The sequence below is a fragment of the Burkholderia sp. MSMB1072 genome (assembly GCF_001524725.1).
GTDB lineage: Bacteria > Pseudomonadota > Gammaproteobacteria > Burkholderiales > Burkholderiaceae > Burkholderia.
Genome location: NZ_LOYC01000055.1, coordinates 1 through 11,071 on the forward strand (window position 1 = coordinate 1; position 11,071 = coordinate 11,071).

Here is an 11,071-nt window from a genome sequence, read left to right on the forward strand (position 1 = left end):
TCGCCGCCGACAACCCGGCGGGGCCGCCGCCGACGATCACGACGTCGTATTCCATCGATTCGCGCGGGCCGTATTGCGCGAGCAAGTCCTGTGTGGTCAAAATCCTGTCTCCTCCTGCTGCATCCCGACCGTCAGCCGGTCAGAACTGGTCTTCCGTCAACGCGAGCACGCTCTCGTTGCCCTTCGCGCCGACGATCGACGCTTCGAGCGCGCCCGCCTGCACCAGCACGTGCTCCGCATAGCATTGCGCGATCGCGATCTTCGCGTCGAAGAACGCGACGTCGTTCGCGCGGTTCGCGTGAGCGGCCACCAGCGCGCGCGCCATCTGCCACCCGCACAGCACCACGCCCGCCAGCTTCAGGTACGGCACGCTGCCCGCGAACACCGCGTTCGGGTCCTGCTTCGCGTTCGCCAGCACGTAGTCGACCACCGCCGACAACGCGCGCGCCCCCTTCTCCAGTTGCGCCTTCATCGAAGCGGCCGCCGCGCCGTCGATCTTGCCGAGCGCCGCGACCGTGTCGCCGATCTCCGCAATCAGCGCCTTCGCCACCGCGCCGCCGTCGCGCATCGTCTTGCGGCCGACCAGGTCGTTCGCCTGAATCGCGGTCGTCCCTTCGTAGATCGCCAGGATCCGCGCGTCGCGGTAGTACTGCGCCGCGCCCGTCTCCTCGATGAAGCCCATCCCGCCGTGCACCTGCACGCCCAGGCTCGCGACGTCGTTCACCATCTCCGTGCTCCAGCCCTTCACCACCGGCACCAGGTATTCGTAGATGGCCTGATGACGCGCGCGCGTCGCCTCGTCCGGATGGCGATGGGCGATGTCGCTGTGCGCGGCAGCCACATACGCGAGCGCCCGCGCGCCTTCGGTCAGCGCACGCATCGTGCCCAGCATCCGGCGCACGTCCGGGTGATGGATGATCGTCACCGACTGCTTGGCCGAGCCGTCCACCGGACGGCTCTGCACGCGTTCCTTCGCGAATTCGGCCGCCTTCTGGTACGCGCGGTCGGCCACGCCGATCCCTTGCATCCCGACCCCGAAGCGCGCCGCGTTCATCATGATGAACATGTATTCGAGGCCGCGGTTCTCCTCGCCCACGAGATAGCCGATCGCGCCGCCGTGATCGCCGTATTGCAGCACCGCCGTCGGGCTCGCCTTGATCCCGAGCTTGTGTTCGATCGACACGCAGTGCACGTCGTTGCGCGCGCCGAGCGAGCCGTCGTCGTTGACCAGGAACTTCGGCACGATGAACAGCGAGATGCCCTTCACGCCTTCCGGCGCGTTCGGCGTGCGCGCCAGCACCAGGTGGACGATGTTGTCCGCCATGTCGTGCTCGCCCCACGTGATGAAGATCTTCGTGCCGAACACCTTGTACGTGCCGTCGCCCTGCGGCTCCGCACGCGAGCGCACCAGCGCGAGATCCGAACCGGCTTGCGGCTCGGTCAGGTTCATCGTGCCGGTCCATTCGCCCGAGATCAGCTTCGGCACGTAGCGCTGCTTCTGCTCGTCGGTGCCGGCCGTCAGCAGCGCCTCGATCGCGCCGTCGGTGAGCAGCGGGCACAGCGCGAACGACAGGTTCGACGCGTTCAGCATCTCGATGCACGGCGTCGCGATCAGCTTCGGCAGCCCCTGGCCGTCGTATTCGGCCGGATGCTGCAGCCCCTGCCAGCCGCCTTCGACGAACTGGCGGAACGCTTCGCCGAAGCCCGGCGTCGCGGTCACGACGCCATCCTTCCAGCTGCTGGGATTGCGGTCGCCTTCGACGTTCAGCGGCGCCAGCACCTCGCCGCAGAATTTCGCGGACTCGTCCAGCACGGCCTGCGCCGTGTCGTAACCCGCATCCTCGAAGCCCGGCAATTGCGCAACGGCGTCGATGCCCGCGAGTTCCTTCAGCACGAACAGCATGTCCTTGACGGGGGCGTTATAGCTCATGGTCGATGTTCCAATCAGGCAGTGAATAGGAGCGCCACGGGGTCCGATACGGCAAAACCGGCCAGCGTTGGGCGACGTGATGGGCCATCCTAACGCCGGGCATCCGGATTCCCATTGTCATATCCGGCCCACATGGTGACAAAACCGGCCACGTCGCGTACCGGCGAACACCGCCGTGCCCGGCGGCGAACGCCCGCCGGACGGGCGTCGGCGCCCGGTCCGTCGGTATCGGCAATCGCGGTGATGCGCGCCAAAAGGAAACGACCGGCCGCACTCGCGCCTGCCCGGCTCGAGCGACGAAGGAAGCCGGTTATGGGAGTGTCCGCTCAAACACCGGCCGTGAAAACCACAAAAGGAGCCGGTTATGGGATTGAATCCGTGCACGCGCCACCCGCGACGCTCATCCCCGCGCCCGCGTCACGCCCGGCGCCGATACGTCCCCGGCGTACTGCCGGTCCAGTGCCGGAACGCGCGATGAAACGCGCTCGGATCGTCGAAGCCGATATCCGCGCCGATCGCAGCGATCGTGTCGGGCGTATCGGTCAGCCGCTGGATCGCGATATCGCGCCGCAGTTCGTCCTTCAGCACCTGGAACGTCGTCCCTTCGGCGGCCAGATGGCGGCTCAGCGTCCGCACCGAACAATGCAGATGCTCGGCCGCTTGGTCGATCACGGGCAGATCCGGCAGTGCCGCCGACAGGTACTGCCGCACCCGATGGCACACGAGCTGTTCGCTGAACGATTCGAAGATCCAGTCGCCGGGCGCGCGCGCGAGGAATTTGCGCAGGTTGCGCTTGCTCTGCCGGATCGGCGCGTCGAGGTAATCGGCGCTGAAGCGCATCAGCGTGCGCTCGCGGTCGAACTGCACCGCGCCGGTGAAGAAGTACAGGTGATCGACCGCGTGGCGCGGCCGCGGGCATGCGAACTCGATCTGCAGCAGCGGAATCTTCTGCCCGATCAGCCAGGAGCACACGCCGTGCACGAGCTTGAGCATCAGCTCCTGGCCGAGCGCGCCGATCGGCCCGATCGCCTCGTTCGGGCGCAGCAGCACCTGCGCGACGAGATCGTCGCGCTTCGATTCGACGAAGAAGTCGTCGAGCAGGATATGGAAGAATTGCCCGAAACGATGCAGCGCCGTTTCGAGGTTGCGCGCATCGAGCAGGCTCAGGCACAGATACTTCAGCGTGCCGCCGCGCAGCGGGCGCGAGAAGATGCCGGGCATCTCGTCGTCGAGATCGATCGCGAGCGTGCGGTACAGCGTCGAGAACTGTTCCTCCGTCACGCGCGCGTGCGGCTCACCGAGCAGCTCGATCGGAATGCCGGCGCCGCGCAGGTAGCGTTCGACCACGTCGCGCTGCACGCCCGCGCTCGCGAGAAAACCGTTGACGAGCGAGATCGGCACCGTCGCGCTCGGCGACGGCAGCGCACGCCCGGGCCGGGCGGAAAGTGAGTCTGAGCCGGTCATCGCGTCCCCGTCGATCGAACCGACCGCATTGTACTTGAGCGGCCCGCGCGCCACCTTCGGGGCTTTCCGCACACCAGGCCGCGCAGCCGCAGCCGCCGCGCGACGCGTCGCCAACATCAGTCGGTGCGGCTGAGTTCGCGGCGCAGGATCTTGCCGACCGTCGACTTCGGCAGCTGGTCGACGAATCGAACCAGCTTCGGCACCTTGTACGCGGCCAAGCTCGCGCGGCAATGCGCGACGAGCTGCGCTTCCGTCACGTCAGCGCCCGGCGCCAGCACCACGAACAGCTTGACGGCCTCGCCCGTGCGCGGGTCCGGCACGCCGATGCACGCGCATTCGGCCACGCCCGGCAGCGCGGTCGCCACCGCTTCCACCTCGTTCGGATACACGTTGAAACCCGACACGATGATCATGTCCTTCTTGCGGTCGACGATCCGCAGGAAGCCGGCCGAGTCGAACACGCCGACGTCGCCGGTGCGGAAATAGCCGTCCGCCGTGAACGCGGCCGCATTCGCGTCCGGCTTCTGCCAGTAGCCGCTCATCACCTGCGGCCCCTTCACGCAGATCTCGCCCGCTTCGCCGATCGCCACCTCGCGATCCTGCTCGTCGAGCAGCTTCACGTCGGTCGACGGCAGCGGCAGGCCCGTGGTGCCCGTGAACCGGTCGATCGACTGCGGGTTGAACGACACGACCGGCGACGTTTCCGAGAGCCCATAGCCCTCGCGGATGAAATTGCCCGTCACCGCCTTCCAGCGCGACGAGATCACGTCGATCACCGCCGCGCCGCCGCCGGCCGACAGCTTCAGCCGCGACCAGTCGACCTCCTTCAGGCGCGGATGGCCGGCAAGCCCCGCGTACAGCGTGTTCACGCCGACGAACACCGTCGGCCGCGCGGCCTTCAGCACGTCGACGAACCCGTCCATGTCGCGGGGATTCGCGACGAGCCAGTTCTGCGCGCCGATCGCGAAGTAGGACAGGAAGTTCACCGTCAGCGCGAAGATGTGATACAGCGGGATCGCGGTGACGACGACCTCTTCGCCCGGCTGGCGCGCATCCGGCACGATCGCCGCGAACTGCGCGATGTTCGCGACGAGGTTGCGATGCGACAGCGCCGCGCCCTTCGACAGGCCGGTCGTGCCGCCGGTGTATTGCAGCAGCAACAGGTCCGCGCCGCTCAGCGCAACCGGCTCGCACGCGAGCGATTCGCCGGCGGCGATCGCGTGCGCGAGCGCGATCGAACCGGGCGGCAGTGCGTCGCACGTGCCGGCCGGCGCATCGACGACGCCGAGATCCTCGCGCCCCACGCTCAGCACGGTGCGCACGCGCGTGCCGCCGACCACCTCCGCGAACGTGCCCATCGACCCGCCGCATACGACCGCCGCCTCGACTCCTGCGTCGTTGAGCTGATGCTCGAGCTCGCGCGCGGTGTAGTGCGGATTCACGTTGACCTGGACCGCGCCGATCTTCGCGACGGCGACGAACACGACCGGAAACGCCAGCACGTTGGGCAGCATCACAGCCACGCGATCGCCCTTTCGCACGCCGACGACCTGCTGCAGATACGCGGCCAGCGCGGTCGACAGGCGGTCGACGTCGGCATACGTGAGCGTGCGGCCGAACGCATGGAACGCCGGGCGGTCGGCGAAGCGGCGCATCGCGTCGTCCAGCAGCGCGCTGACGGAAGGATGGCAGTCGGCGTCGATCTCGGGGGGAATCGAGCCGTACGACCCGGTCCAGTGTCTCTTCGTCATGTCTCGCTCCTCGGGGACGGCACGGCGGCCTGCACGCCGGAAGGACGCGGGCCGCCGCCTGAGCGGCGACTATCGCCCGCGCGGCGCGCTTTGCAAATGATCCGGCCGGCCGAAAACATGATCGAAACGGACACGCGCATGCATGTGTCCACGTCGCTTCGCACGGCGAACGCCCGTCCGATCGGGCCGTACCGTCGGCACGTCAGGGTGAACCCTGTGGCGAACGGAATCGTTCCCGCGCAAAATTGCAAGCCGTCAACGATATCGATTCGGACGCAGGATCCCCATGTCGCGCAGTGCGCTGTTGAAACCGACGGACGCCCGTCCCCCGCGGCTGCCCGACGCCGACGCCGCCCACGCGTTGCGCGAGCAGCGCTTCACGCCGGCCAAGCTGGCCGTGCTGGTCGACGTGGCCGCGCAAGCCGGCCTCGACCCGGCGGCGGTGCTCGCCGGCACCGGCCTCGCGCCGGCCGACGTCGCGGACCCGTTCACGCTCACGTCGCCGCTGCAGTTCCTGACGGCCGCGCGCAACGCGGTCGGCCGGTACGACGGCACCGACCTCGGCGTGCGCGTCGGCCGCCTGCTGCGCGCGTCGAGCTACGGCATGTACGGCTACGCGATGCTGTGCTCGGAATCGCTCGCGCGCGCGTTCGATGCGGCCGTCAAATATCATCGGCTCGCGAACGGGATGCTGCCGATCCGATGGGTCGAACACGGCGACACCGCGTCGTGGCTGTTTCCGGACCGCCACGAAGTCGCGCTGCCCGATCTCGACGAGCCGCTGTACCGTTTCCTGATCGACATGCAGTTCGCGCTGCACGTGACGATCATCAAGGACGTGATGGGCGGATGGTGCGTGCCCGCGCGCGCGCAGTTCGCGCAGCCGCGGCCGCCGCACGGGGCGCTGCTGGCCGACGCGCTCGAATGCCCGATCGCGTTCGACCAGCCGCATCACGTGCTCAGCTATCCGGCGGCCTGGCTCACGCGCGCGCCGCAGCTCGCGAATCCGATCACCGCCGCGCAGGTGTCGTCGCACTGCGCGCAGTTGCTCGACGAATTGCGCAGCCGATCGGGTATCACGCGACGCGTATACGAGGAGCTCACCCGCACGCCGGGACAATTCCCGGACATCGACGCGATCGCCGAGAGCCTGTGCATGACCTCGCGCACGCTGCGCCGCAAGCTCGAAGCCGAAGGCACGTCGTACAGCGAACTGCTGACGAGCGTGCGCAAGGCGCTCGCGATCGACTACCTCGGCACGACCACGCTCAGCACCGAGGACATCGCGCTGACGCTCGGCTTCAGCGATGCCGTGGGATTCCGTCACGCGTTCAAGCGCTGGACCGGCACGACGCCGAGCGACGTGCGGCGCAAGCGCGGCCGATGACGCCGCCGATCGCGGTCAGCGCGCGTCGCCCGCCGCCGGCGACGCCACCGCCAGCGCAAACTCGAACACCGCGCCGCGCCCGGGCCGGTCGACGAGCCGGATGCCGCTGCCGTTGAGCGCCAGCATCCGGTGCACGATCAACAGGCCGAGCCCGCCGCTCGTCGCCGTGCCGCCGCTCATCGGCCGCTGCGGCCGCTGGAACAACCCTTCGCGCCGCGCCGCCGGAATCCCTTCGCCGGTATCCGACACGGTCACGACCACGCGGTCGCCCTGCGGTTCCAGCGCGATCTCGACCTCGCCGTGCGAAGGCGTGTGCCGCAGCGCGTTGTCGAGCAGGTTGGTCAGCACGCGCTCGATCATCCCGAGATCGGCCGACACGGCCGGCACGCGCGGCGGAATCCGCGCATGCAACGCGACGCCGCGCGATTGCGCGGCCAGCTCGAATTTCTGGAACACGTCCTGCACGAGATCGACGAGCGAGAACGGCTCGCGCTCGGCCTGTACGCCGCCCGATTCGAGCCGCGCGAGCTCGAACAGCGCCTGCGCGAGCCGCCCGACCTTCGCGCTCTGCGCGAGCGCGATCGACAGGTAGCGCCGCCGCTCGGGCTCGGCCAGCGTGTCGGCCTTCAGCGACAGCGTCTCCAGATAGCCGTGCAGCGACGTGAGCGGCGTGCGCAGGTCGTGCGAGATGTTCGTGATCAGTTCGCGCCGCTGCTGGTCCTGGCGCGTCAACGCGCGCCACTGCTCGCCGATCCGGTCGGCCATCTGCGCGAACGCGGATTCGAGCACCGCGATGTCGTCGCCGCGACGGCCCGGCGGCAAGCGCAGCACCGGCGGCGGCGTGTCGGGCGCGCCGGGCGCAGCGTTCGCGTCGAAGTCGCGCATCGCGGCCGTCAGCCGGCGCAGCGGGCGCGTGATGAAGCCGAATGCGACGAGGCCCGCCAGCAACCCGAGCAGCGCGACGATCGCCATCGACCACAGCGTCGTGCGCAGCACGTTGCCGGCGTCGACGCGCGCGGCGAGCCGATCGTGCGCCTCGCCGAGCAGCACCACGTAGATGTAGCCCGACGGCGGCTGCCCCGCGCGCTGCAGCGGCGCGGCGCTGAACACCTTGCGCGCGTCCGGGCTGCGCGGATCGTCGCCGAGGATCGGCAACGGCTGGCCCGCGATGAAGCGCTGCACGGGCGCGAGATCGACGCGGTCGCGCTTCACGTGGCCCGGCGGCGCATCGTCGCCCTTGATGCGCCCGGCGTTGTCGAGCAGGTACACCTCGACGCTCGGGTTCACGCCCATCAACTGCCCGAACAGCGTGCGTACGGCGTCGGGACGCAGCCCGTTCGCGTCCATCAGCGGCGCGCTGCCGGCGATGTTGGCGGCCAGGTCGCGCGACAGCGCCTGCACGACTTCCTTCTCGCGCATGTCGTTCGCGCGGATCTGCAGCCATGCCGACGCGCCCGAGCACGCGAGCAGCAGGATCGAGAACACGAGCGACAGCCGCCGCGTGAGCGTGAGCTTCATCATGCGTCCGGCGCGGCGAGCTTGTAGCCGCGTCCCCACACGGTGAGGATCCGCACGGGCTCGGCCGGATCGGCCTCGATCTTCGCGCGCAGCCGGTTGATGTGGGTGTTGACCGTGTGTTCGTAGCCTTCGTGCTGGTAGCCCCACACGGCGTTCAGCAGGTCCATCCGCGAGAACACCTTGCCCGGATGCCGCGCGAAGAAATACAGCAGGTCGAATTCGCGCGGCGTGAGATCGATGCGCGCGCCGTCGACGCTCGCCTCGCGCGCGATCGGGTCGATCGCCAGCCCCGCGACGTCGAGCGTGCCCGCGTCGATCCGCGAATCGCGCGCGAGCGCATCGACGCGCCGCAGCAGCGCCTTCACGCGTGCGACGAGCTCGAGCACCGAGAACGGCTTCGCGAGGTAATCGTCGGCGCCGAGTTCGAGGCCGAGGATCCGGTGCACCTCGCTCGACCGGGCGCTCGTGATGATGATCGGCGTGTAGCGCGTCATCGCCCGCGCGCGCCGGCAGATTTCGAGGCCGTCGACGCCGGGCAGCATCAGGTCGAGGATCAGCGCGTCCCAGCCGCCCTGTTCGAGCAGGCGCAACCCTTCGGCGCCGTCCGCGCTGTGCACGACCTCGTAGCGCTCGTCGCGCAGATGCAGGCTCAGCACGTCGGCGATGTCGGCGTCGTCCTCGACGATCAGGATACGTTTCGGGTGGTCCATGGCGGTGGGCGGCGGTACGTCGGAGCGGGGCTGGGTCACGGTTGTCGGGCGGCGATCGGGGCCGGCGCGAAGCGCGGCGGAAGGCCGCGCTGCCGCCATTGTGCAAAATTTTGCGGCCGCGAGTGATCACATTTCGTTTAAATTTCGATCGTGCCCGTGATGGGGGCCAATATCAGCAAGGCTTCCCGCCGTCAAAAGGTGCTGCGGCATTCGAGTGTGATGACGAAACAGGCAGGGCTGGAGACTCACCGGGCACATCGGCCGGACGGCTCGGCGTCGAACGCGAACCCGAAATGCCGCTCTCCGCGCTGATGCGCGAGGTCGCGCAAGCGCGGCCGGACCCGGTCGCGACGTTCTGCACGAACCTGCATGTCGCGCGCGTGGCCGCACCGTTCGAGCCGGCGACGGGCGTCGCGGCTTACGACCGCTCCGAGCCACGATTTTGCGGGTACATCGTTACTCAGCGATTCGCTCGAATGTATCCGCATTGGTCTGGACGGCATGTGCCCATCCAAACTCCGACGATCGCGAGCCTTGCCGAGGCGCCTTGCTGGTCACGACATGCCATGCCGTCTGCAGCTTGCCGTCACGCAGCATGCCTGTGAAAGAACAGATCGCCGTCACTACGTCATTCGATATGCCGAAAGCGAAGTTGATGCAATCGCCAAACCAAACGCCTGAGACAGGCAGATCGTGACCGAAGAAGGCGCTGTCCTGCAACGCGGTGCTGAATACGCCACGGATGGCGCCTTCCTTGTCGCTTGTGATGGAAAGCGTGGAGCCGTATTGATTACGCCACGTACCGATCCAGTTCATAACCCACCTCCGGAGGACTTGATCGCGCGCTAACGGGCCGAGCGTTCCTGGTGCCAGCGCCTTCTCGCGGCAATCGGACTCTCAAAGCCAGCGCCGCACATAGGCGAGCGCCGTCGTGATGGCCAATCCCGGCGCGAATCCGGCAATAGTGAAGAATCGCCAGCGCCCACGGCGCCGACATTACAGTCAAAAAGTATAGACGCTCGTCAGATGATATGAAGTGCTGCATATAGCGAGCCGGCAAGCACATACTCTTTCGTTCGCTACCTTATTGATCACGATACGCCGTCCGGGGCGAAAGCCAGCCTGCGTCGACATGAGTCGATCAGGATGCCTGTACGTGTTCCAATTGCTCGTGCGGTCGCCGCGACGGCGTCGAGGAGTTGTCGAGCAACTTCCTCGCCTGACCCGCTTGGGGTTTCTGGATGAAGTCCGTGCGGCTCGCTCTTTCAACGCCCCGTCGTTGCAACGGGGATCTCAACGGCGGACGGCAGAACGCACCGTCACGCTCCTGCAAGTCCGAGAATCGGTCAGCCATCCGCGTGACGGCGTGACCTGCTGCATGCCCCAAGCAGCAGGTCGTCAACGCCCCCGATGCGAGACCGATCGCGGCGCGCCGCCCATGCGCACTCAATACGACTTGCCGCCCACCGTCGCCGCTTCCAGTTCGCGCGTGATGATCTGCGTGCCGCCCACGTCGGCGACCGATTTGACCAGGCCGACACCCGGCGCGAGCCAGTCGTCCGCGATCGTCTTGCTCGTCAACGCCGGGTTGGTGAAGGTCTCCGTCGTGTGATAGTGGCAAGCGTTCGCGAAGACCTTGCCGTTGCGGAGACTGACCGTTTCGCGCGCGACGTACGTCCGCTGGATCGAGACGGACGTTTGCGCACCGCCTGCCGGAAAGACCGGCGTATCCACGTAATTCACCGTTTCGCTTCCCGCGAGGCCGATCGTCTCGACATAGGGCGGCGAGTTCACGTCCCGCAATGCAAGCGTGCCGCCGCTGTAGACCTCGCCACCGTAGTTCGTGCGCACGCCATTGCCGACGAGGTAGTAGTGATTGGTCTGAATCGGCGAGCCCGTCGTGGTTTCGGCCTGCTGCGTGAGCGCCACGCCGTTGAACGTCGCCGGCGCGTAAGTCCGCGTGTACACGCCGTTGTCGACCGACGGGCTCTGCGACGTCGCTTGCGTATACATGTGCAGTTGCACGGTATCGCCCTGCTGGTAGACCGGATCGCACTCGACGTTCGAGGCGGTCGGCGAACCCGCATTGCCGTCGGGTGCGCCCGTGGTCGGCGTCCCGCCGCCCGTTCCACCGCCACCGTTGTTGCTCGTCCCCGATCCGCCGGACGCCACAGGCGAGGAATTGTCGTCGCCGCCGCAAGCGGTCAGCGCGAGGCAGGTCAATGCAATCAGTGCAGCGGCTTTCATCGGGGTCCCCTTTCAAACGAACTGGACGAACGAAGCCGGCACGCGCGCATCGCGCCGCACGCAC

General features: G+C 67.9%; 8 protein-coding genes. 1 reads left to right on the forward strand and 7 read right to left on the reverse strand.

The window, feature by feature from the left end; all coding sequences use genetic code 11:
- Positions 1 to 139: 139 nt before the first annotated feature.
- From WS89_RS24805 to WS89_RS24815, 3 genes are all read right to left on the reverse strand, one after another.
- Positions 140 to 1,930, reverse strand: coding sequence for an acyl-CoA dehydrogenase (locus tag WS89_RS24805; protein WP_059794114.1), 1,791 nt, complete (start codon positions 1,928 to 1,930; stop codon positions 140 to 142).
- A 417-nt stretch (positions 1,931 to 2,347) separates the two neighbouring features.
- A complete protein-coding gene (locus tag WS89_RS24810) occupies positions 2,348 to 3,511 on the reverse strand; it encodes an AraC family transcriptional regulator (RefSeq protein WP_156440610.1) in 1,164 nt (387 codons plus the stop codon).
- Positions 3,511 to 5,145, reverse strand: coding sequence for an AMP-binding protein (locus WS89_RS24815; protein WP_059794116.1), 1,635 nt, complete (start codon positions 5,143 to 5,145; stop codon positions 3,511 to 3,513). The genes WS89_RS24810 and WS89_RS24815 overlap by 1 nt, the downstream gene beginning before the upstream one ends.
- Positions 5,146 to 5,431: 286 nt before the next feature.
- Here WS89_RS24815 and WS89_RS24820 point away from each other — a divergent pair, with 286 nt between their 5' ends.
- Positions 5,432 to 6,532 (forward strand): AraC family transcriptional regulator, encoded by a 1,101-nt coding sequence (locus WS89_RS24820; RefSeq protein ID WP_059503488.1) that lies wholly within the window; start codon positions 5,432 to 5,434, stop codon positions 6,530 to 6,532.
- A 15-nt stretch (positions 6,533 to 6,547) separates the two neighbouring features.
- Here WS89_RS24820 and WS89_RS24825 read toward each other — a convergent pair whose 3' ends face one another.
- From WS89_RS24825 to WS89_RS24840, 4 genes are all read right to left on the reverse strand, one after another.
- Entirely contained in the window at positions 6,548 to 8,050 is a 1,503-nt protein-coding gene (locus WS89_RS24825; RefSeq protein WP_059794122.1) for a sensor histidine kinase, read from the reverse strand.
- Positions 8,050 to 8,760 (reverse strand): response regulator transcription factor, encoded by a 711-nt coding sequence (locus WS89_RS24830; RefSeq protein WP_059503486.1) that lies wholly within the window; start codon positions 8,758 to 8,760, stop codon positions 8,050 to 8,052. The genes WS89_RS24825 and WS89_RS24830 overlap by 1 nt, the downstream gene beginning before the upstream one ends.
- Positions 8,761 to 9,216: 456 nt before the next feature.
- Positions 9,217 to 9,576, reverse strand: a complete 360-nt coding sequence (locus WS89_RS24835; RefSeq protein WP_059503479.1) for an avidin/streptavidin family protein — start codon at positions 9,574 to 9,576, stop codon at positions 9,217 to 9,219.
- Between the two features lie 630 nt (positions 9,577 to 10,206).
- Positions 10,207 to 11,007 carry a hypothetical protein gene (locus tag WS89_RS24840; RefSeq protein ID WP_059794118.1) on the reverse strand — a complete coding sequence of 267 codons (801 nt, stop codon included), beginning with the start codon at positions 11,005 to 11,007 and terminating at the stop codon, positions 10,207 to 10,209.
- Between the last annotated feature and the right edge of the window lie 64 nt (positions 11,008 to 11,071).